Annotated in this window: 18 protein-coding genes and 1 pseudogene; 10 read left to right on the forward strand and 9 right to left on the reverse strand. The window is 60.0% G+C overall.

Annotation, left to right across the window (positions count from 1 at the left end):
- Positions 1 to 326 precede the first annotated feature (326 nt).
- Positions 327 to 929, forward strand: a complete 603-nt coding sequence (locus BFN10_RS02890; protein WP_071488379.1) for a cysteine hydrolase family protein — start codon at positions 327 to 329, stop codon at positions 927 to 929.
- Here BFN10_RS02890 and BFN10_RS28595 read toward each other — a convergent pair.
- The 7 genes and pseudogenes from BFN10_RS28595 to BFN10_RS02920 all read right to left on the reverse strand — a co-directional run bounded on the left by BFN10_RS28595 (position 810) and on the right by BFN10_RS02920 (position 8,615).
- A complete protein-coding gene (locus BFN10_RS28595; protein ID WP_414860440.1) occupies positions 810 to 1,364 on the reverse strand; it encodes a hypothetical protein in 555 nt (184 codons plus the stop codon). The genes BFN10_RS02890 and BFN10_RS28595 overlap by 120 nt on opposite strands.
- Positions 1,364 to 1,579 (reverse strand): annotated as a pseudogene (locus BFN10_RS28600) (hypothetical protein); the annotation flags it as partial. The pseudogene BFN10_RS28600 and the gene BFN10_RS28595, both read right to left, overlap by 1 nt.
- Before the next feature lie 233 nt (positions 1,580 to 1,812).
- Complete coding sequence (locus BFN10_RS02900; protein ID WP_071488381.1) at positions 1,813 to 3,420, reverse strand: GMC family oxidoreductase; 1,608 nt, start codon at positions 3,418 to 3,420, stop codon at positions 1,813 to 1,815.
- Between the two features lie 70 nt (positions 3,421 to 3,490).
- On the reverse strand, positions 3,491 to 4,708 hold the full coding sequence (locus tag BFN10_RS02905; RefSeq protein WP_071488382.1) for a mandelate racemase/muconate lactonizing enzyme family protein: 1,218 nt from the start codon (positions 4,706 to 4,708) through the stop codon (positions 3,491 to 3,493).
- A 1-nt stretch (position 4,709) separates the two neighbouring features.
- Complete coding sequence (locus tag BFN10_RS02910) at positions 4,710 to 6,029, reverse strand: MFS transporter (protein ID WP_071488383.1); 1,320 nt, start codon at positions 6,027 to 6,029, stop codon at positions 4,710 to 4,712.
- A gap of 83 nt (positions 6,030 to 6,112) precedes the next feature.
- Entirely contained in the window at positions 6,113 to 7,537 is a 1,425-nt protein-coding gene (gene aldA / locus BFN10_RS02915; protein WP_071488384.1) for an aldehyde dehydrogenase, read from the reverse strand.
- A gap of 145 nt (positions 7,538 to 7,682) precedes the next feature.
- A complete protein-coding gene (locus BFN10_RS02920; protein WP_071488385.1) occupies positions 7,683 to 8,615 on the reverse strand; it encodes a LysR substrate-binding domain-containing protein in 933 nt (310 codons plus the stop codon).
- A 345-nt stretch (positions 8,616 to 8,960) separates the two neighbouring features.
- On the opposite strand from BFN10_RS02920, the gene BFN10_RS02925 reads away from it, so the two are divergent.
- Complete coding sequence (locus tag BFN10_RS02925) at positions 8,961 to 10,196, forward strand: MFS transporter (protein WP_071488386.1); 1,236 nt, start codon at positions 8,961 to 8,963, stop codon at positions 10,194 to 10,196.
- Here the strand turns inward: BFN10_RS02925 and BFN10_RS02930 are convergent.
- Positions 10,134 to 11,048, reverse strand: coding sequence for a LysR family transcriptional regulator (locus BFN10_RS02930; RefSeq protein WP_071488387.1), 915 nt, complete (start codon positions 11,046 to 11,048; stop codon positions 10,134 to 10,136). The two genes, BFN10_RS02925 and BFN10_RS02930, sit on opposite strands and share 63 nt — an antisense overlap.
- A gap of 116 nt (positions 11,049 to 11,164) precedes the next feature.
- Between BFN10_RS02930 and BFN10_RS02935 the strand changes: the two genes are divergently transcribed.
- From BFN10_RS02935 to BFN10_RS02970, 8 genes are all read left to right on the forward strand, one after another.
- The gene (locus BFN10_RS02935) at positions 11,165 to 12,046 is read left to right on the forward strand and encodes a HalD/BesD family halogenase (protein WP_017845688.1); all 882 of its coding nucleotides are present in this window, start codon (positions 11,165 to 11,167) and stop codon (positions 12,044 to 12,046) included.
- A 56-nt stretch (positions 12,047 to 12,102) separates the two neighbouring features.
- Positions 12,103 to 13,332 (forward strand): M24 family metallopeptidase, encoded by a 1,230-nt coding sequence (locus tag BFN10_RS02940; RefSeq protein WP_071488388.1) that lies wholly within the window; start codon positions 12,103 to 12,105, stop codon positions 13,330 to 13,332.
- A 458-nt stretch (positions 13,333 to 13,790) separates the two neighbouring features.
- Positions 13,791 to 15,425 (forward strand): ABC transporter substrate-binding protein, encoded by a 1,635-nt coding sequence (locus BFN10_RS02945; RefSeq protein WP_071488389.1) that lies wholly within the window; start codon positions 13,791 to 13,793, stop codon positions 15,423 to 15,425.
- Positions 15,426 to 15,499: 74 nt separating this feature from the next.
- Positions 15,500 to 16,453, forward strand: a complete 954-nt coding sequence (locus BFN10_RS02950) for an ABC transporter permease (RefSeq protein ID WP_071488390.1) — start codon at positions 15,500 to 15,502, stop codon at positions 16,451 to 16,453.
- Entirely contained in the window at positions 16,450 to 17,286 is an 837-nt protein-coding gene (locus BFN10_RS02955; protein WP_071488391.1) for an ABC transporter permease, read from the forward strand. Before BFN10_RS02950 ends, BFN10_RS02955 begins: the two co-directional genes overlap by 4 nt.
- A gap of 2 nt (positions 17,287 to 17,288) precedes the next feature.
- Positions 17,289 to 18,926, forward strand: a complete 1,638-nt coding sequence (locus BFN10_RS02960; protein ID WP_071488392.1) for a dipeptide ABC transporter ATP-binding protein — start codon at positions 17,289 to 17,291, stop codon at positions 18,924 to 18,926.
- A 170-nt stretch (positions 18,927 to 19,096) separates the two neighbouring features.
- On the forward strand, positions 19,097 to 20,203 hold the full coding sequence (locus tag BFN10_RS02965) for a hypothetical protein (protein ID WP_231999531.1): 1,107 nt from the start codon (positions 19,097 to 19,099) through the stop codon (positions 20,201 to 20,203).
- Between the two features lie 218 nt (positions 20,204 to 20,421).
- Complete coding sequence (locus tag BFN10_RS02970) at positions 20,422 to 21,297, forward strand: LysR substrate-binding domain-containing protein (RefSeq protein WP_071488394.1); 876 nt, start codon at positions 20,422 to 20,424, stop codon at positions 21,295 to 21,297.
- Positions 21,298 to 21,421: 124 nt separating this feature from the next.
- Here BFN10_RS02970 and BFN10_RS02975 read toward each other — a convergent pair whose 3' ends face one another.
- Positions 21,422 to 22,786: an MFS transporter gene (locus BFN10_RS02975; protein WP_071488395.1), complete on the reverse strand. Its 1,365-nt coding sequence runs from the start codon at positions 22,784 to 22,786 to the stop codon at positions 21,422 to 21,424.
- Between the last annotated feature and the right edge of the window lie 90 nt (positions 22,787 to 22,876).

Consider the following 22,876-nt stretch of genomic DNA (forward strand, 5'->3'; position numbering starts at 1 on the left):
CATAACGGTGCAGCTCGCCCGGCAATGGTTTCCCGGTGGCTGATAGCCACGTGTTTTAACCCGTTGATCGGCCCATTGATCGGCATAGGTATCTACACAACAATTGGATCTGACGGATATGTACTCCGACCAAAAGGCTCCCGCGCCAGACATACAGCTATCGCAGGCAAGCCAGCTCCCACATCAGAGCGATGTACACCCAAGAAAACCTAGTAGCATGATGCGCCGCCTTCGCTAGCAAGTCGAATCGTCGCACCGCCGCTCCCACAGGTTCGGCGTAACACTCAAAGTTGTGTAGATACCTACCCACTGATCGGAGGTCCACGATGAACCCACACAGCACCGCCCTTGTCCTGATCGAGTTCCAGAACGACTTCACCACACCCGGCGGGGTGTTTCATGATGCGGTCAAAGACGTCATGCGTATTGGCGACATACTGGCCAACACTGCAACCACGGTGCAGCAGGCGCGCAAGCTGGGCGTGAAGATCATCCATTTGCCGATCCAGTTCGCCGAGGGTTACCCGGAGCTGACCACGCGCGACTATGGAATATTGAAGGGTGTGGCTGATGGCAGTGCTTTTCGCACCGGCAGTTGGGGGGCCGAGATCACCGAGGCTGTGGGCCGCGAGGCCGGCGATATCCTGGTGGAGGGCAAGCGTGGGCTGGATGGTTTTGCGACGACGGGGCTGGACCTGGTGCTGCGCAACAACGGCATCCAGAACCTGGTGGTGGCAGGTTTTCTGACCAATTGCTGCGTCGAAGGCACGGTGCGTTCAGGCTACGAGAAGGGCTACAACGTGGTCACCTTATCCGACTGCACGGCAACCTTCACCAGCGAACAGCAGCAGGCCGCCGAGCAATTCACGCTGCCGATGTTTTCCCAGGTGCTGCAACACACACAGTTCCTGGAAACCCTCAGCCGTTAAGGGGGATACCCGAATAGGCCGGCGCAGGCACCTTGTACCGGCGCGGTCGCTGTGCCAGGCAACTTGCGCTTGCACCCGGGCGACGGCTTCCAGGACTTTGTGCGCCCATGGCTCATCATCCGGACGCACGACAACCACACGGAAACCGTGGTCGTAACCTTCGATTTTCACGCCTTCGGAATCGTCCACGTGCAGGTCGATATCAAAGGCGGTCGGCAGCTTCGAAGGCGCGTTCGACGACCCGCGTGCAGCCAGCGCATGGCCATGGCGCAACGGCTCACCCAGCCAGCGGTGCACGCACTCCGGCAGCCTGCCGTCTTCAGCGGCGCTGTGGTGCGGCTGGCAGGCCAGGGTGTCATCAATATCAAACGAAATACGCACGCGCTGTTGGTTGAGCACGTTCTTTACGGTGTCGAGCGCTGGATTCCTTCCCATCATTGGCCACCCTGGTACACGGGCGCCGGTGTGTCCCTGAGGAAAAATTGCGCCGGGTCAGGGGCGTTATCTTCCAGGAACGCTGCATATTTTTTCTTGATCTTGGGCAACTCGTACAAAGCCCTCACACCATGCTTGGCGGAGTTGCGAATAACCGAGGACGGGGTGAAGTAGCCCTCGGCGTTGTCCAGCGTCAGCACAAACGGTGGCAGCCCGCATGCCCCTGGTACACATCCGAAACAAGAAACAAATCGATTGCACGCAGATGGAAGGCTGCTGCCGACGCATTGCAGCATAAAAATACTGCAACGCAACGCCGAGGCAGGATGCGGACTGTCACAAGAACATTAAATACTGACTTCAGGGCGTACACTGAAAGCTAGCCAATGTTTTTTGGCGCCCCTGACAATCTTTAGGTCGGCAGGCTTTCAATCACTACGGCAACGAATCAGGCGTCCTGCAAAATCAGGTCGGCGCCCTTCTCCGCCACCATCAGGACTGCGGCGTGGGTATTGCCGCTCGTCACATTGGGAAAAATCGACGCATCGACAATGCGTAGGCCCTCGAGACCATGGACTTTAAGCCGTTTATCGACCACTGACTTCTGTACGTCCGCCCCCATCGCGCACGAGCCGCACAGGTGGTAGATCGAACCGCTGTTTTCGCGAAAGTACTGCAGCATCTGTTCATCGCTTTCGACCACCGGCCCCGGGAGGACTTCAGCAACCGTGATGCTTTTCAAGGCCGGCGCCTGCATGATTTTGCGCATCAGCCGACTGCCCTGGATCACTTCGTCGATGTCCTTTTGCGTGCTCAGGTAATTGGGATCGATCAGCGCAGCGTCTCGGGGGTTGTTCGACTGGATCTCGATATGCCCACGACTCGTCGGCCGGCACGGGTTGAAACATAGCAGGAAGCCGGAATACGGCTCGGGCTTGAGGCTGGCCTTGTTGTTTTTCGGGATCTGGTACGACAGCGGATTGAAGTACAGTTGCAGGTTCGGGTTGGCCTGCGACTCGTTGCCACGGAAAAAACCACCGGCCTGGTTGACGCTCATCGCCAAGGCACCCTTGCGGGTCAGCAGGTATTTAAGGCCGAGCTTGAACTGCCCGAACAGCGAGTTGAGCTGGTCATTAAGCGTCGGAATGTTGGCCTTGTAGTAGTAGCTGACGCACAAGTGATCCTGAAGGTTCTGCCCCACCGCCGGCAGGTGTTTGACGAGCGGGATCTGGTGCCTGGCCAGCAACGCCTGATCGGCGACACCGGATAGTTGCAGAATCTTCGGTGTGTCAACGGCACCGGCGCAGAGGATCACCTCCCTGCGCGCCTGGAAGGTGCGGACCACGCCGTGTTGGGTCACGGAAATACCGCTGGCCCGCTCGTTCTCGAACAATACCCGATCCACCAGTGCGTAATGCTCGACCGTCAGATTCGGGCGGCTGAGTGCGGGATGCAGATGCGCAAAACTACTGGAACTGCGCTGGCCGTCCTTGGTGTTGACATCGTAGATACCCGAGCCTTCGAATTTCGGCCCGTTGAAGTCGTCACTCTGCGGGTAACCGAGTTCATCGCAACCCTTGAGAAACACATCGCAGATTGGATGAGTCTCTCCCTTCATCGGAGTGATGCTGATCGGGCCGCTGCCGCCGTGATATTCGCTTTCGCCCGACGGGTGATTTTCCAGTTTGCGAAAATACGGCAACACGTCCTTAAAACCCCAGCCATCGTTGCCGTTGGCAGCCCAGTCGTCGAAGTCATGAGCCTGGCCACGGACGTAGACCATCGCATTGATCGAGCCGGAACCGCCCTGGACCTTACCGCGCGGGGCATAAATTTCACGGTTGTTGAGCTGCTTTTGCGGCTGGCTGTAGTACATCCAGTTGAAGGTCGGGTTGTAATACATCTTGGCGAAGCCGACCGGGATCTTGAACCACAGCGAACTGTCCTTGCCGCCCGCTTCCAGCAGCAGCACCGTGTATTTGCCGCAGGCCGATAGCCGGTTGGCGAGGATGCAGCCGGCCGCGCCTGCGCCAGCGATGATGTAGTCGTATGTCATGCACGGTTACCGCGTAAGTCGTTATCCAAAAAAAACACCCGTTCCCACACGTGAGGCGCGGGAAATCCCGTCAGCCTCTGGCCGGCGATGTGTCTTTGACGTCTGCCGGAGTCGGCGCCATTTGCAGGTGCAAACGCTCACCGGTGTAGGGCGAATGCCTGCGCACCACCTCCATGTTCAACTCCACCCCAAGGCCCGGCTCGGTGGACGGGATGATGTAGCCGTCCTCCCATTGCAGCGGCTTGGTGAGGACTTCGGCGTGGAAACCGCCCCAGGTCATGATGCTTTCCTGGATGAGGAAATTCGGGGTACAGGTTGCCAACTGGAAACTCGCCGCCGCGCCAATCGGCCCGTTATAAAGGTGCGGTGCGATCTGCGCGTAATAGGCCTCAGCCATGCTCGCGATCTTTTTGGCCTCCAGTAGCCCGCCGCAGCGGGCGACGTTCATTTGTAGAATCGACGCACCGCCGGCCTGCAACAGCTTGAAGAATTCGTACTTGGTGGTCAGCCGCTCGCCCGTAGCAATCGGAATGGTGGTCTTGGCCGCGACTTGCGCCATCGCCTCCTCCTGCCCCGGCGGCACCGGCTCTTCAAACCACAACGGGTCGTACTTCTCCAGGCGCTTGGCCAGGCGAATCGCCGAGGACGGGACCATTTGCCCGTGTGTGCCGAACAGCAGGTCGCACTTGTCGCCCACCGCTTCGCGGATCTTGCGGCAGAAGGTTTCGCAGCGCTCCAGCACTTCCAGCGAAATCTGGTGCCCGGAGTACGCGGTGTAGGGCCCGGCCGGGTCGAACTTCACCGCGGTGAAGCCTTTATTCATGTTCTCTATGGCGCATTCGGCAGCCAGGTCCGGGTCGTCGTAGTCGTACTCACCCTGGCTATTGACCGGGTACAGGTAGGTGTAGGAACGCAGACGCTCATTGACCTTGCCGCCAAGCAATTCGTAGACCGGCTTATTCGCCGCTTTGCCGATGATGTCCCAGCAAGCCATCTCCAGGCCGCTGACCACCCCCATCATGGTCAGGTCGGGACGCTGGGTAAAACCGCTCGAATAGGCCTGACGGAAAAAGCGCTCGATGTGATGCGGGTCGTGGTTGAGCAGGTAGCGTTCAAACACGTCTTCGATGATCGGCAGCATGGCTCTGGGGCCGAAGGTCGCAGCGTAGATTTCGCCGACACCTTCAATGCCGCAATCGGTCTTGAGCTTGACGAACAGCCAATACATGCCGCCGATGTGCGGTGGCGGTACGGCAACGATATGGGTTTCAAGGGCGACGATTTTCATCTCAGGCACCTGTTTTATTCGAAGATTGACGATTGATACGCGCGCGCAAGGTTAGGGCCGCGAGGGTCCCGATCAGGCCGACGGAGGCGATGTAGCCGAAATACAGCTTGTAACCAAGGGCGCCGGGGAAGTGTTCGGTGAGGTAGCCGTTGATCAATGGAATGAAGGCGTCCGGCAGGTAACCGACCACCGAGACAATGCCGATGGCCAGGCCGGTAATGCGCAGCGGAATGTTGCAGGTGTCCAGGATCGCCCAGTACAAACCACGAATCGCGTAAGTCATCAGGCCGATGAAAATCACCGTACCGATCAACAGGCCAATGCTGTTGAACGCCGGGAACACGATCAGGCCGACCATCGCCAACGTCGCGAGGAACAGCGCCACGATCAACACCGAAATGTTCGAGAACTTGTCACCGAGCCAGCCGCCACCGATACCGCCAATCGGGCGCATCCACAGCTTAATGGTGGTGATAGTGCCGGCCATGACGGCGGTCATGCCGCCGCCCTGCAAATAATCGGAGAAGCTGTAGGTCGCCCAGAAGATGTGGTAACCGCAGAACACGATGGCCGTCACCAGCCACAGCTCAGGGATTTTCACCAGTGTGGTCAGGTCGCTGAGCAGGTTGTATTTACCCTTTTCCACTGGCGCGGTGTCCTCCATCGACTTCGGGTCCTTGATCAGCACCAGCACACAGCCGATGGCGATACAGGTGAAGGCGTAGAGGTAGACCACGTGCTTGAAACCTTCAGCGGCGGACTCGCCACGGGTTTCAGTGGCGAATGCGAACAGCCCCAGGGCGACCGTTGCGAGCAACGCCTCGACCAGGCCGCGACCGCCGTCGAGGATGCCGAAGAACCGGCCCTGTTCAGTGTGATGAGCAATCATCTTCACCCGCTTGAGCACCGAGGCCCAGAACGTCAGGCCGGTGGTCAGGCCCCAGCAACCGAAGATGATCATCAAACCGGTCATCGAGTGTGCCGTGGAGTACCAAAGCCCCAAGGCTCCGGTGGCCACCAGCGAAAAGAAAATCAAAAACCGCGGCGCGATCCGGTCGGCCAACCAACCGCTCGGCAAATAGCTGAGCAGGAAAATCGTCCCAAGCATCGAGTACAGATAACCCAGCTCGCTGTGGTTGATCTGGAACACCTCGAGCATGGTGGTCTGGTAGACCTGACGCAGGTACAGGATCGGGTAGATCGCCCCGGCGGCCAGCACCAACAGCATCAACTGGATATAGCGACTTCCCTTGTCACTGCGGCTTTTTGCACCCGCGTTCGAACCCTGAACAGCGGCAACAGTGGTTGCAGGCTTGGACATCTATGAGACCTCGGGCAGCCCGGTGCTCCGGGCGCCCCAATAATTGTTTTTATAGGTGTGGCATGAGGCGTATTGCGGGTGGATCAGTACTTCATCACCACAAGTCGGGTCTGGGTGAATTCGAGCATGCCGTGCTTGCCGTCATCACCGCCCAGGCCCGAACGCTTCCACCCGGCGTGGAAGCCTTGGTAAGGGTCGGCCGGGGTCCGGTTGACGTACAACTCACCGGCCTCGATGGTATTGGCGACTTTCAGGGTGGTGCGATAGCTCTCGGTGTACAGCACCGACGACAGGCCGAACTGGTGATCATTGGCCATGGCCAGCGCTTCGTCGATGTCGCGGTACTTGAGCACTGGCAGCACCGGGCCGAAGATTTCTTCCTGGATGATTTCCATGTCCTGGCGACAGTTGCTCAACAGCGTCGGCGGGTAGAAATGGCCGTTGCCCTCAGGAATGAAACCGCCTGTTTCCAGTACCGCACCGTCGGAGACGGCGCACTCGACCATGGCGTGGATGTTTTGCTGCGAGCTTGCGTTGACCAACGGGCCCATCAGGCTGGCGTCGGTAGCACGGTCGCCAAACTTAACGGCGCTGATTTTGGCTTTGAGCAACGCGAGAAATTGCTCGTAGACACTTTCCTGCACGTAAACCCGCTCCACCGCCGTGCACACCTGACCGCAGTGAGTGGTCTTGGACGCGACGATGGCGCTGGCGGCGGCTTCAAGGTCAGCGTCGGCTTCAATGATTGCCGGTGTTTTGCCGCCCAGTTCCAGGGACGGCTTGGCGATGTTGGCCTTGCAATAATCGAGCACGATGCGCCCGGCGTTGACGCTGCCGGTCAGAGTGATCAAGCCGACGGCTGTGTGGGTGCAGACCGTTGCGGCGGTGGCATGGTCCATGGTCAGTATGTTGACCACGCCGGCCGGTAAACCGGATTGCTGCACAGCCTTGGCGATTTCAAACGCCGAGGTCGGGGTGTTGTTACTCGGGCGCACCACCACGGTGTTACCGGCAATAAGAGCCGGGGCGATTTTGCGCAGCAAGGTGTAGACCGGGTAGTTGAACGGAATCAGGCACGCGACCACACCAATCGGCTCGCGGTGCAGGAAGAGGTTTTCGTTCGGGGTATCGCTGGGAATAATCTCGCCTTCGATCCGCCGCGCCCATTCGGCGTGGTAACGGGTGATTTGCGCGGCGTAACGGGCTTCGTTGCTGGCGTCGCTGACACTTTTGCCGGACTCGGCGGCCAAGGCGGCACCGATGCTCTCGGCGCAGGCCTCCAAGGCGTCGGCGAATGAGCGCAAGTGCTCGGCGCGTTCGATGCTGGTGAGCTTGCCCCAGCGCTTCTGGGCGGCGGCGGCAGCCTCGACGGCGGCGGTTGCTTCAGCGCTGGTGGCGGCAGAGACCTGACCAACCAACGCTTCGGTGGCAGGGTTGTAGACCGCAATCAGCGCATCGCTGGCAGGCTCAATGAAGTGACCGTTTACAAAGTTTCGCTCAAGTCGCATGTGAATCGCCCATCGTTGTTTTTATCCAGTTCCCGCAGTTTTGGCATCCTGAGGGGGTAGAACAAACGATTTATTGAGCGGGGTAACATTCAAAAAATGCAGGTTACCCGAGAAGGAGTCAAATTTCCCGTGAAGGTTGAGGGGGTCAACTGGCGGCGGTGGAGGGTTCGAGCTGCCTTTGCGCCAACCAGATTTCGTCCTGCAACCACTGGGCGAACACCTGCAATTGCGGCATCACAGTCTGCTCCGGCCGAGTCACCAACCAGTAGGATTGATGCCCTTCCACATGCACGTTCAGTACCTGGGTCAACTGCCCGCTGGCCAGCTCCGGGGCAACCATGTGCCAGTCGGCAATGGTGATACCCAAGCCGTCGGTGGCCGCACGAATCGCCAGGTCCAGCAGGTCGAATTCATACCCGCTCTGGGTATCCACGCCGCTGATTTTCGCCGCGTCGAGCCAGTGCTTCCAGGTCAGATAACGCTGGTCTTCCCTGGCCAACACATGCAGCAAGGTCAGGCGATTAAGGTCGATTTCACCCTCGCTCGCTTCCCGCGCATACAACGACGGCGCACACACCGCAATGTGCCGTTCCTGAAGCAGCAGCGAGCTGTCCAGCCCATCCCATTCACCATCGCCAAAGCGGATCGCGCAGTCCAGGGTGCTGGTTTCCGCCAGGCTGTCCTGCAAACGCGTGGTGATGCTCAGCTCCAATTCGGGGTGTTTCTCGCGCAGCCGCCCCAGGCGGGGCATCAGCCAGCGGCTGGTGAAGGTCGGCGGCGCGTTGATGTGCAGGCGATTGGCGTGGGACTTCTGCTGGATGCTACGCACCGTCAGCTCGATTTTGTCGAAGGATTGATGCAGCGCCCGCAGCAAAACCCGGCCGGCGCTGGTCAGCTCAAGGTGGTGATGCCGGCGTTCCAGCAGATTCTCGCCAAGCTGTTCTTCGAGCTGCCGCACCTGACGGCTGACGGCACTTTGCGTGACGTTGAGCAGCTCCGCCGCCCGGGTAAAACTGCCGGTACTACCGGCCACTTCAAAGGCTTTGAGCGCATTGAGCGCGGGCATTTTGCGTTTCATGGACAGGACTCGCGCTGGGGCTGACGAGCCACAAGCATCCCACGGCTTGCAGGAAATTTCCCGAGTAACATGCATTTTTGTGTTGTGCAGGCCGATTCCCTTGCTCCCTCGCCACAGGTAATTGGCAATATTCAATTATGTCGGTTTCAGCCCTGCCACTGTCGCTGACGTATAAATAGCATGAGTATTTCGCAGCACACTCACGACTATTAAGCACTGGCTGTTTTATTTATATAGGCGCTATTCTTATTCAATTAAATACCCGTCTAAGTTAACGCACTTACATAGGGCAGCTCTTTCACCTACGCCCCATTCCATAGCAATTAAACTGACCGAGCCAACCACATGCCAATCAACACACACTCACCCACAAGAAGTACTGTTTTATTGGCGCTTATCTTTACGGCGTGTAACGCCACCACCCACGGCTTCAGTATTTTCCTTTATTCGGCCTTATTACCCCAGATTCGCCAGGTGTTCGATCTGAGCTACAGCCAGGCCGCGTTCATCGCCGCGCTACTGCAACTGTTCTACATGGGCGCTTCGATTGTCAGTGGCATCGCCGCGGCGTGGATCAGCCCGCGTAATATGGTACGGCTGACGATGGCCCTGAGCCCAGCGCTGCTGGCCCTGGCGGTCGCCACCCCGTGGGTGCTGCCGTACGCAGTATGCCTGGCACTGGTCTCGGCCTGCGCGGTGGCGAACTGGAATGCCATCGCAGCACTGGCCAGCGAAGTGATCCCCGCCTCCCACCGCAGCCGTGTGCTGGGGCTGGCATCGTCGGGGGCGGCGTTTGCGATCTGCCTTAACGGTATGCTGATCGCCCTGTTGCAGGGCATCTCGCTGCGACACTTCTGGCTGATTTGCGCCGGGCTGACGCTGATGGTCACCCTACTGACCTTTTGGGTCCTGGCGCCGTTGGCGACAGGCCAGCGCATCAACAAAAGCAGCGCGCCGTCGCTGCGCCGGATACTCAGGCAATGGTTGAAGCTGTGCCTGGAATACCCGGTGGCGCTGCACATACTGCTGCTGAGCGCCTTTATTGGCGGGATCAGCGGCCCCTTCCTGAATTTTCTCTCGGCGTTTGCCAGTGAGCGGCTGGGCGCCAACGCACAGATCACCGGCTCGTTATGGACACTGATCGGGATTGGCGGGGCAGTCGGCGGTTTGTTGTTGGGTTCACTCGCCGATCGCTGGGGGGCATTAAGGGTGATGGCGTTGAGTATCAGCGCCTTCGGCCTGGCGATGCTCGCCCTGCTCTGGCAACCAAGCTTGAATCTGACCTGGCTGGCGGCCGGGCTGTTCGCGCTGTTCTATTTCCCTGTCTGGGGCTTGATGGCCGCCTACCTCAGCGCACGCTTGAGCCCGGTGCAAAGCCTGCAAGTGGTGAGTCTGAGCATGGTCGGTTATGGCTTGGGCAGCGCCAGCGCGAACTGGCTGTGCGGCTGGCTGCTGCAGGCCACCGGGCAGTTTGGCCTGGTGCACGGCTGGATCGTCTGCTGGGTCACCGCCAGCCTGTTATTGCTGAGGCTGATGGCCCGCCGTCAACGCTGTGAGCCGGCGCTCGGCCAGCCACTCTGAGCGGCCCAGGCGACGCGACAGAATGTCCACCAAGGCCTCCACCGCCAACGCCTCGCACTGAGTAGAGCGCCAGAACATCAACCGCGCCGGCTCAATCGGCGGAAAGCCCTGAGCCGCGTCCAGCACCTTCCAACCCGGCGGCACCAGGCGCCGCGCCGTGACACCGACCGACTGGCCCTGTTCGATGGCAATCCCTATCCCACGCGGGCTCTGGCTGGTGTAAACCACATGCCATGCCCGCCCGGCCTCGGCCAGCGCCCGCACGGCATTGGCTCGAAAGGCGCAGCCCTCGGCATACACTGCAAGAGGCACCGAGACGTCCGCTCCGGCGCACCACCCCTCAGCCGCCACCCACACCAGCGGCTCGTCGCACAGATATTCACCCAGCTGCAGATTGGCGTGTTGCACACCGAGCACTAGGTCCAGTTCACCGCGTTGCAAGCGACTGACCAGCGCCGTCGACATCTCGCAACATATGTCCGGCCGCACCTGGGGAAACTGCGCCTGAAAGTCGCGCAACACCTCGGCCAGGCAAAACTGGGCGTAGTCCTCGGGCATGCCGACGTGAACGCACACCTGCTCATCGGGCAGTTGCACGGCGTTGATCGCATCGGCATGCAGCTTGAGGATCTGCCGCGCATAGATCAGAAACGTCTCGCCACCCGGTGTCAGGCTCACCGAGCGACTGGTGCGCTGGACCAACGGCGTGCCGACGATCTCTTCCAGGCGCTGCAAACTCTGGCTAATGGTCGATTGGGTTTTGTGCAGACGCTCGGCGGCCGCAGAAAATCCGTGGCACTCGATAATCGCAACAAACACTTTAAGTAACGTCCCATCCAGTTCGCTTGACATAACTATCGCCCCTGCCGATGGATTCGATCACAACTTATAATTTCCACTTCGCACCTCTTTGAGCAACTATCGATTCAACGCCAAACACTGTTAATTGATAGTTCCAGGAGACTTGCATGAGCCTTCAACTTGCCGACGCCGAAGTGGGCGATATCAGCGACATTATAAATACCGAGTTGTACCCCATACATGATTCGGGCCATGTCCGGTTGCAGGCGCTGATCGAACACGCTCGTGCCGAACTGGCCGAGGACGGTTGCTGCCTGCTGAAGAACTTCCTGCGGCCCGAGGCGCTGGAACAGGCGCGTACCGAGGGTCAGGCGCTGTCGGGCAAGACCTTTTATTCGGTGCGCAAGGTCAACGCCTACTTCACCGAAGACGACCCCGCCCTGCCCCAGGATGATCCACGCCGCACATTCATGGAGCGCACCAGCGGTTTTGTCACCCGAGACATGATTGCCCCGGACGCGATCATTCATCGCCTTTACGTCTCGCCGATGATGAAGCGATTTATCGGTGCCTGCCTCAACGAGCCGGAGATTTTCGAATACGCCGACCCGTTCGCCGGGCTGGTGATCAACGTGATGCCCGAAGGCACCGAGCAGCCCTGGCACTTCGATACCAACGAATTCATCGTCAGCATGATGACCCAGAAGCCTGAGGCTGGCGGCCTGTTCGAGTACGCGCCGATGATCCGCACACGCACCCAGGAAAACCTAGGCGCCGTCGGCAGCGTGGTGCGCGGTGACGACCGCAGCCGAGTACAGGAACTGGAGCTCAACCCAGGTGATTTGCAGATTTTCAAGGGTCGCTTTTCAGTGCACCGGGTAACCCGCGTCGAAGGCGCTACTGAACGTAATACGGCGATCTTCGCCTACTCCGAAAAACCCGGAATCATCGGCCGCGCCCAGCGCACCAAGCAGCTTTACGGACGCCTGTCCGAAGCCCATCTGCAAGCCGAACGCAACCTGGTGCGCAGCGACCAGTTGCTCGACTGATCCACCCAAGAATTCCTAGAAAAAACCAACCGTATTGCCCTGCGAGGAACACCCCCATGAGTCTGTCAGGCCCTAACCGCAACCCCGCCGACTGCGAACCGACGTACGACGAGATCCAGCAGATCCAGCTCGACCGTTTGCAACGGGTGCGCAACGAACTGAAAAAACGCGACTACGCCGCGTGCGTGCTGTTCGACCCGACCCATATGCGCTACGCCACCGGCTCGCGCAACATGCAGGTGTACTCGGCGCGCAACCCGGCACGGTACGCCTTCATCCCGGCAGAAGGCCCGGTGGTGGTCTTCGAATTCGGCGGCTGTCTGCACCTGGCAGAACAGCTCAACACCGTCGACGAAGTGCGCCCGGCCAAAGCCATCTCCTATTACTTCTGCGACAGCTTCCTTACCAACGTCACCGCCGAATGGGCCGCTGAAATCGATGAACTGGTGCGCAAGCACTGTGGTAGCAACAAACGGATCGCCATCGAAAGCGCGACCTCGGCCGCAGCGTTTGAACTGCAAAACCTCGGCTACCAGATCTTCGACGCCCAGGAACCACTGGAGCGCGCGCGCTGCATCAAGGTGCCGAACGAGCTGAAGATGATCCGCGCCAGCCTGCGCGCCACCGAGGCCGGCGTGCGCTTGATGGAAAGCAAACTGGTGCCGGGCATCAGCGAAAACGAACTGTGGTCGCACCTGCACCAGCACGTGATCGCCACCGACGGCGACTACGTCGAAACCCGCCTGCTGTCCTCCGGGCCGCGCACCAATCCGTGGTTCCAGGAATGCAGCACCCGGCCCATCGAGGCCGGTGACCTGGTAGCGCTGGACACGGACGTGGTCGGGCGTTTCGGCTACTACGCCGACTTTTCGCGAACGTTCCTCTGTGGCGAGCAAGCCGCCACCGCCAAGCAACAGGAGCTGTACAAACTGGCTTACGAACAAGTGCAGACCAACATGGAAATGCTCAAGGCCGGTCGCAGTTTCAAGGAGTACGCCGAGCTGGCCTGGCGCATCCCGGACAACTACAAGGCCAACCGTTATTTCGCCCTGGCCCACGGGGTTGGCATGACGGGTGAATACCCGTACGTGGTGCACCGCGAAGACATCGACGCGCTGGGCTACGACGGCGTATTCGAAGCCGGCATGACCATCTGCGTGGAAAGCTACATTGGCCACGATGCGGGCGGCGAAGGGGTCAAGCTCGAAGAGCAGATCTATATCCACGAAAACGGCATCGAATTGCTGTCGGACTACCCGTTCGATCCGCGCCTGATGCCGCGATGAGTTGCCCCGGACGGCGCCGTAACCTCCTTCGACACCGTCCGTTTTTCCCCTTGTTCCCACCCGGAACAAGGGGCGTTTGCGGCCATCGCGCAGTGTTTCGTACCCGCGCTTCCCCCCGTCCGGCCTGTCTAGCTCAAGCGGCAGCCTCTCTTACGGTCAGTAACATGCATTTATCGAACGTTTCAGCGTTGAATTTATCGTTTGTCGATCGTTGCCCAGATGACAAAACTGCGGGCATCTCTAATAAAAACAACATGAGAGCAGCCCTATGTCATACCCAGCCTCCGCCCTTTTGATCTCGTTGCGCCTTGTTCTACTGCCGGCTTCACGCCTGTCACGCCTGCGCCTTCGCGCCGCCGGCCACTGACAGCCTCGGTTCATGGAACCGACCGCGTCTGCCGCTCGCCCCATTTGCGGCCAGTCGAAAAACGCACTTTTGCACGTTATCGGAGAGGCATATGAAAGACTTAATGACACTGGACGGCGCCTTGCCGCATCCAGCGGTAAACGACCTGTGCACCCAAGTCAAAAGTGGCGCGATCAATCGTCGCCAATTCCTGCGCACCGCCGCGCTGCTGGGCATCACCGCCGCCAGCGCCAGCAGCTTCCTCGGTTCCGCGCTGCTCGGCAATTCGGCCCACGCCGCTGACGCGGTAACGCCGCGCCAGGGTGGCAGCCTCCGGTTTGCCTGCGCCATCCAGGAAATCCAGGACCCGATGCTGATTACTTGGATCGAAGCCTCGAACCTGCTGCGCAACAGCCTAGAATTCCTGACTTGGGTCGATGCCGACAACATCACCCACCCGTACCTGGCCGAGAGCTGGAGCCCGTCCGACGACCTGAAAACCTGGACCTTCAACCTGCGCCAGGACGTGAAGTGGAGCAACGGCGACACCTTCAACGTCGAGGACGTGCAGCACAACATCGAGCGCTGGATTGCCGCCGACTCCAAGTCGGTCAACCGCACCGCGTTCCAGGACATCACAGCCTTCGAGAAAGTCAGTGACTTCCAGTTCCGCCTGGTGCTCAAACGGCCGATGCTGGCGATCCCGGAAATGCTCAATGCCTTCACTTGCGCCATCGTGCACCGCAGCTTCAAGGCCGGTGACGACTGGGCGAAAAACCCGCTTGGCACCGGGCCGTTCAAACTGGTGTCGTTCGCGGTCAACAAGCAGGCGACCTTCGCCAAGCGTGCCGATTACTGGCGCACACCGGCCAACCTCGACGAACTGCGCTACGTCGACATGGGCACCGACATCTCCACCCACCTCGCGGCGTTGCAGGCCGGGCAAGTGGACGTGTTGTACCGGGTCACCGTGGCCGAACTCGACCTGGCCAAACGCTTGCCCGGCGCGCAACTGCTGACCTGTAAATCGGCACAAACCGTCGTCATGCGCATGGCCTGCGACCAGAAACCGTTTGACGACCTGCGCATTCGCAAAGCCGTGGTGCTCTGCGCCGACAACGCGCAGATGCTGAAAATCGCCTATCGCGGCATGGGCACCCTGGGCGAAGACCATCATATCGCGCCGTCCCACCCGGAATACTTCCCGCTGCCCAAACGTGCGCGGGACGTGGCGGGTGCGAAGAAACTGCTCGCGGAAGCCGGCCACCCGAACGGCATCGACATCGACCTGATCGTCGGCAACACCCAGGGCCGCTACGAACAGGACTGCGCGCAGATCCTCCAGCAGAACTGCGCCGAGGCCGGCATCCGCATCAACCTCAAAGTGATCCCCGCCACGCAATACTGGCCGATCTGGGACAAGGCCGCGTTCAGCCTCACCTACTGGGCACACCGCCCGCTGGGTGTGATGTCGCTGGAACTGGCCTACCGCAGCGGCGCGGCCTGGAATGAAAGCCACTACAGCGACCCGGCGTTCGACGCCGCGCTGGATAACGCCATGGGCATTATCGACCCCAAGCAAAGGGCCGTGGCCATGCAAAGCGTCGAGCAGATCCTGCAAGACGCCTGCGTCATGGTCCAGCCGTTCTGGGGCGACAAGTTCACCGCCGCGAGCAAGAAGGTCCAGGGTTTTCAGGTTCACCCGTCGGACTTCTACCCAATGGATCAAGTCTGGTTGAGCGCCTGATTCAAGCGCCCCGAACGAGCCCGCCCACTCAGTTGCGGCGGCCGCCATCCCTTGATTAGCCGGAGCGTGCAAGCATGGCTGAATTTCTATTGCGCAAGTTATTGGCGCTGGCGGCAACGCTGCTGTCGGTGTCGGTGATCGTATTCCTGGCCCTGGAACTGAACATTGAGGACGTCGCAATCAACGTCCTCGGTCCCTACTCCGCTGCGGACCAACGCGCCGCATGGCTGGTGGAGCACGGTTACAACCAACCTTTCGTTTGGCGCTACCTGGTGTGGCTGAAGGATTTCCTCAGCGGCGACTGGGGCACTTCGGTGCACTTTCGTGAGCCGGTGATTGACCTGCTGTTGCCGAACCTCGCGCAAACCTTGACCCTTGCGGGTCTGGCGTTGGCGGTGATGGTGCCGGTGGCGTTGACCCTGGGTATTCTCGCGGGGATTCGCCAGGGCTCGGCGGTGGATCGACTGGTGTCGTTTCTGTCGATTGTCACCACCTCGATTCCGGACTTCGCCAGCGCGGTATTCGTCTCAGCGATTTTCGTGTTCTGGCTCAACTGGCTGCCAGGTGTGAGCAGCATGAGCGACGGTTTCAATGCGGTGGAACTGGCGTTGCCGCTGATGGTGCTGTGTCTGTTCGGCATCGGTTATCTGGCGCGGATCACGCGTGCCTCGATGGTCGAAGTGATGCAGGCGCCGTACATCCGCACTGCCCGCCTCAAAGGCGCGTCGACCTCACGCATAGTGTTGCGCCATGCGCTGCGTAACGTGCTGATCGCGCCAATCACCGTGATCATGTTGTACATACCGTGGCTGCTGTCGAACGTGATCGTGGTCGAGGTGTTCTTCGCCTACAAAGGTTTTGGCTCACTGCTCTACACCGCGTCGTTGAACCATGACGTCTACCTGATCGAAGCCTGCGCGATGATCAGCGGCATCGTCGTCGGCGCGACTAAAATCTTCTCGGACCTGGCCTACACCTGGCTCAACCCGCGCATTACCTTGCGCAGTCTTGGCGGAGGTGGGCAATGAACGTCCTCAACGCGTTCAAACATCCCCTGGCGTTGCTCGGTTTGTTGCTGGTCGGCGGCTGGGTGCTGATGGCGCTGTTCGCGCCGTGGCTGGCGCCTCATGACCCGCTGGAGAGTTTCACCCCGCTGCTGACGCCGATGACTCCGGATGGCGACGGCCTGCGCTTCCTGCTGGGCACCGACATGATCGGCCGGGACATTCTCTCGCGCCTGATCTGGGGCACCCGCACCGTACTGTTCTGGTCGATCTTGGCGACGCTGACCGCATTCGCCGTCGGCATCGCCATGGGCCTGTGTGCCGGTTACTTCAATGGCTGGGTCGATGCGCTGCTGTCCTATGTCGCCGACACCGTATTGTCGTTCCCGGTGCTGGTGTTGTACATCGTGATCATCATCGCCCTCGGCGCTTCGGCGCTGAACATTCTGATTGCGGTGACCTTCACCAGTGCCCCGGCGATCTTCCGGATCATGCGCGCGCTGACCATCGACATCCGCTCCCGGGACTACGTGCTCAGCGCCATCACCCAGGGCGAAGGGTCACTGCGGATCATGCTGGTGGAAATCCTGCCAAATTGCGGTGGCCCGTTGATCGTCGATTTCTGCCTGCGCATCGGCTACACCGCGATCATGATCGGCGCCCTTGGCTTCCTCGGCCTCGGTCTGCCACCGCCGACCCCTGACTGGGGCGGCATGATCAACGAAGGCCGCAGCATGGCCATCGCCTTCCCACACCTGGTGATCTTCCCGTGCATTGCCATCTCCACCCTGATGCTGGGCCTGAGCCTGTTGGCGGATGGTCTGGACGAACACGCCCAAAAGGGCGCAAGGAGCTGAGCATGAGTCATCAACAAGTATTGAGAGTGGAAAACCTCTCCATCGAACTGCCCGCTGGCGCCGATCGTAGCCACGCGGTCAAGGGCATCAGCCTGGATGTACGCAAGGGCGAAATTCTCTGCGTGATCGGCGAGTCCGGCTCCGGCAAATCGGTGCTCTCGGCGGCGATCATGGGCGACTACGCCAAGGGCCTGCGCCACAGCGAAGGGGTGATTGATTTCCTCGGCAATGACATCTGTCGCATGGACGAACCCTCTCTGCGCCAGTTGCGCGGCAACCGCATTGCGATGATTTTCCAGGAGCCGATGGCAGCGCTGAATCCGGCGATTCGCATTGGTCAGCAGGTCGAGGAAATCTTCGACATTCACGCGCCGCAAATGCCCGCCACAGAGCGCCGCGAACGCATCCTCGCGCTCCTGGATTCGACCCAATTGCCCGATCCGCCACGGATTGCCAACAGCTTCCCGCATCAACTCTCGGGCGGCCAATGCCAACGGGTAGTGATTGCCATGGCGCTGGCGATGAACCCGGATTTGCTGATTGCCGACGAGCCGACGACGGCGCTGGATGTGACCACACAGGCCCAAGTGCTGAAACTGGTTCGCGACCTGCGCGGTCGTGGTCAACACGGCATCCTGTTCATCACCCACGACTTCGGCGTAGTGGCGGAAATCGCTGACCGCATCGCCGTGATGGAGGGCGGTGTGCTGGTGGAAATCGGTGAGCGCGATCAAGTCCTGAATGCGCCAAGACACCCGTACACGCGCAAGTTGATTGCCGCTGTTCCGGCCCTGCACCCAGAGCTGCACGCACCGTGCGCCGACGGTGAGCTGGCGTTGCGCATCGAGCATCTGACCAAAACCTACAACGTCGGCGGCAGGTTGATCCCGGCGCTCAAGGATGTCTCGCTGCAACTGCCACGGGGCAAGACGCTGGCGATTGTTGGCGAGTCTGGCTCGGGCAAAAGTACCTTGGTGAAAGCGGCGATTCGGCTGGTGGAAAGCGACAGCGGCCACGTCTGGGTCGGTGATACGGACTTCCTCGCGTTGCGCGGTTCTGCGCTGGCGGCCAATCGGCGGCGGATTCAGATGATTTTCCAAGACCCGTACGGTTCGCTCAATCCACGCCATCGGGTCGGCGACATCATCGCCCGCGCGGCGCAATTGCGCGGCTTGTCGGCCAAGGATGCGTGGACCGAGGCCGGTGATCTGCTGGAACAGGTCGGGCTCAAGCGTGACGCCCTCAAGCGCAAGCCCCGGCAGTTCTCCGGCGGCCAGCGCCAACGCATCGGCATTGCCCGGGCCTTGGCAATGCGCCCGGAAGTGCTGATCGCGGATGAAAGTGTCTCGGCGCTGGATGTCTCAGTGCAAAAACAGGTGCTGGAGCTGCTCGCCGAGCTGCAACAGCGCCTCAACCTGAGCATCTTGTTCATCACCCACGACCTGCGCGTGGCAGCGCAGATCAGTGACTACATCGCGGTGATGCGCCAGGGCGAAGTGGTGGAATACGGCACGGCCGAACAGGTGTTGTTGCGACCGCAAAACGCCTACACCCAGACCCTGCTGGCGGCAGCCCCCGGCGCTTCGGCGATTCCAGCGGGGCCTGTTGCCGAACCCGCGCTGAGGCTGATCCGACCGTAAGCCAACTGAGTTAACAACCCTTTTCCCAGGTAGCAGCGTTCGCTGCTTCATGGGCTGCTGTTGCCAACGATAACTAAAAAACCAGGAGTATCACTGTGCGCACAACTACCCAGATTGCGGTCCGTTCCATCGCCCTCATTCCGCTGCTCGGCGCCTTCGCAGCCCCGGCCATGGCGGTGCAGGTCACCGACAACCTTGACCTCGGCGGCGCCATCCGGGCGCGCTGGGACTATGACCCGGACCGGGACATACAGAAGTTCGGCCTGGACACGGTGTTTCTCAGCGCCAAGTACAACTCCGACACCTGGATCGGCGAGGCCCAGTACCGCTTCTACGGGCGCTCCTATCCTTACCAGTACACCAAGAACTACGGCGATATCCAATTCGCCAAGTTCGCCTGGGTCGGCTACAAGTTCAACCCCGACCAGCAAGTGCAGGTGGGCCTGAATACCGTGCCGTTCGGTTTGCAACCGTACTTCGGCAGCACCTTTTACGAAACACTGGGCAACGTCATCGGCCTGGAAGATGTGCAACAAGTCGGCGCCAAGTACATCCAGCAAAGTGGCGACTGGAACCTCCAGGCCGGCTACTACCTGCGCCCGGCGTGGCAAGGTAAAGGCACCAGCAAAGGGGTGACGTATTCCAGCGTGGTGTCCGGGGCCGACAGCTACGTGGGCGACGGGAGCGACAACCAGGAACGCAATACCGTGGTGCTGCGCGTGGCCAAAGCCCTGGACCTCGGCGCGTGGAAATCCGAAATTGGCATCTCCGGCCTGACCTCGACCCTGGAAAACAAGGACACCGATAACGATGGCCGCCGCAACGCGGTGGCCGTGCATTACCTCGGCAAGAACGGCCCATGGGGCGTGCAACTGCAAGCGGCGCGGCAACAGATGTCGCCGCGCAACCGTGGCAGCGATGAAGTGGTCACACTCGGCGGGTACGACGGCACCTACAACGTCGCCAGTCGAGGCAATTTGTACGTCGCCGACCTTAGCTATGACGTCGCCGGCAAATACCTGTTCGACCAGATAAGCGGTGTGAAGCTGTACGCCAACTACAGCGCCTTCGATAAATCCGCCGACGCGTTCAAGACGTCACAACGGCTGATCCTCGGGACCTCGTTTTCCTTCAGCAAACTGTGGATCGCGACGGAATGGTTGTACGGAAAAAATGACCCGTACATTGGTGGCAGCAGTTACACCCAGAGCTTGGGGGCTGGCGGCAGTAACCAGTGGGAAAACCAGCTGTACACGAACATTGGGTACTACTTCTGATCCGGGTTTTTTGTTGCCCTTGAGGACGATTTCGCCAGCAGGTCCGCTTCCACAGGTTTAGCGCATAACGTGTGGGAGTGAACCTGCTCGCGAATAGCATAAACAGCACTTGCATCAGCCCATCACTGAGGAGTCAGATACGCACTACAACATGTCCACCAAAAACAATAAATCTGCCCACGCATTAATGCGTCGAAGGCCGGCCGGAGTCACCCTTCATGCGTCAACTGCCCTCGCTCAACATGCTGCGCGTCTTTGAAGAAGTCGCGCGGCATCGCAGTTTCAGCCAGGCGGCTTTGGGTCTGAACGTCACCCAAGGCGCGGTCAGCCGTCAGATCAAGCAGCTTGAAGATTATCTCGGCGTGGCGCTGTTTATCCGCACGCCCCAAGGCCTGTCGCTGACCGAAACCGGCCTTGCCCTCTCCCCCCAATTGAGCAATGCCTTCGACCACGTCGAACGCGCCCTGCAAGCGGTGCGTGTGCCAAATCTGCGCCAACGCCTGCGCATCGTCGCGCCACCCACCTGGGCGACGCGCTGGTTGTCGGTGCATTTGCGCGCGTTCTGCCAACGCTACCCAGACATCAGTCTCAGCGTGACCCACCAGACCGGCAATGACAGCCTCGCGGAAATCGACTGCCACATCCGCTTCGGCCTCGAAGCGGCCAACCATTGCAGCAGTCAGTTGCTGGTGATGGAACGGCACATGGCAGTCGCCAGCCCCGAGTTGTTCGTCAATGGCCAGCCGCCGGATCTGCGGGAGTTTGCGCTATTGCACATCCTGCATGACGGCAAACGCTTGAAGGTCTGGGAGAACTGGTTGGCGGCGATGGGCCGCGAGGATGTCGGTGCCGCGCAAGGGCTGGAGTTCAGCACGCTGGACCAGGTGATCCACACGGCGCTGGCCGGTGGTGGGCTGGCGGTGATTGACCGACAGATGATTGAAAAGGAACTGGCGAATGGCAGCCTGGTGCCGATCACTGCCGTGGAAGTGATCGGGCCATATGGGTATTGGCTGGATGTGGCGAACGACAAACAGGGGCTGTCGAAAGTGCAGTTGTTTACGGATTGGTTGGGATTGGTCAGCAATCCCTGAAACACCGACGTTCAAATGTGGGAGCGGGCTTGCTCGCGAATGCGGTGTATCAGTTGGCATTTATGCTGTCTGACACACCGCATTCGCGAGCAAGCCCGCTCCCACATTGGGTGTGTGGTGGGTTTTAGATTGAGGCTGCGACTTTTGTGGCCACAGGCGCCGCGCTCTCCATCGGACTCTGCGCCTTGCACGCCTGGCTCAGTGTCAGGGATTTGGTTTCCGGTGCCCAGGCCCAGGAAATGATCGCACCCAGTGCGAGAATCGACGCCAGGATGCCCATGGTTGGGCTCAAGCCGATACCCGCCACGCTCACCGGCAACAGGAAGGTGCTGACCGCCGAGCCCAAGCGACTCACTGCCGTTGCCAGGCCAATCCCGCTGGCCCGCACTTCGGTCGGGAAGCTCTCGGCCGGGAACACGCCCACCAGGTTGCTTACGGCTGATAACACCAACGTGAACACGCCAAACACCAGCACCATCAGGAAGGCCGCGCTGCCCGGTAACGCTGCCAGCAGGAACAAGGCTACCGCAAGGATGATGAACGAATTGATCAGGAAGCCTCGGCGCGAGAACTTCACCGTGCACCAGATGCCCATTAATGCGCCGAGGATCAGCAGCATGTTCAGCATCAGCTCGGTGCCAAAGCCCTCCGCCAGGCCCAGCTTCTGCAGAATCGACGGCAGAAAGGTGTAGATCGCAAAGTAAGGCATCACGATGCAGACGAAGAACAGGCAGTTGAACGCGGTGCGCTTGCGGTATTCGCGGCTGAACAGCACCGCGTAGCCCGAACGGGTTTCGCTGGAGCGGGTTTCATCGAGTTCGACATTATTGCCCAGGTGTTTTTTGACAATCGCCCGTGCTTCGGCGATCCGCCCCTGATTGACCAGCCAGCGCGGTGACTCCGGTGTGCCGATTCGCGCGATCAGGATGAGCGCCGCCGGGATTGCCGATGAAGCCAGCATCCAGCGCCAGGCGTCATCACCGAGGCTGAGCATCGCGGTGCCGACGAAGGTCGCGGCGACGTAGCCGAAAGTCCAGATAACGCTGAATGAACCGAGCAACACACCCCGGTGTTTTTTCGGCGAAAACTCCGCGAGCATCGCGTGGCCGACGCTGAAGTCGCCGCCCAGGCCGATACCGATCAGCACCCGGCAGAGGAATAGCTGCATCGCAGTTTCAGCGTAGAACTGTATCACCGAAGCAACGGTGATCAGGACAAAACTGACCAGGAAGATTTTCTGCCGCCCGAGCTTGTCGGAGATCCAGCCGAAGAACAGGCTGCCAACAAACAGGCCAATCAGTGCCGAAGCGCCGATCAGGCCTTGCCAGAAGGCATCGAGCTGCATCTGCGGGCTGAGCAATGTAAAAGCAATACCGATCAGGCCCAGGATATAGCCGTCGGTGAAATGTGCGCCGAAAGTGAGACCGGCAATTTTAATATGGAAGCGCCCGATGGGCAGGTCATCGATCTTTATCGATTGAGCGGACATGTTCGTCTCCAGTTGTTGTTATTGAAGGAGAAATGAAACCGATAGCTCTTGAACCTGTGGGAGCGGGCTTGTTCGCTCCCACAGAGATGC

It is taken from the genome of Pseudomonas extremorientalis, assembly GCF_001870465.1.
Taxonomy (GTDB): domain Bacteria; phylum Pseudomonadota; class Gammaproteobacteria; order Pseudomonadales; family Pseudomonadaceae; genus Aquipseudomonas; species Aquipseudomonas extremorientalis.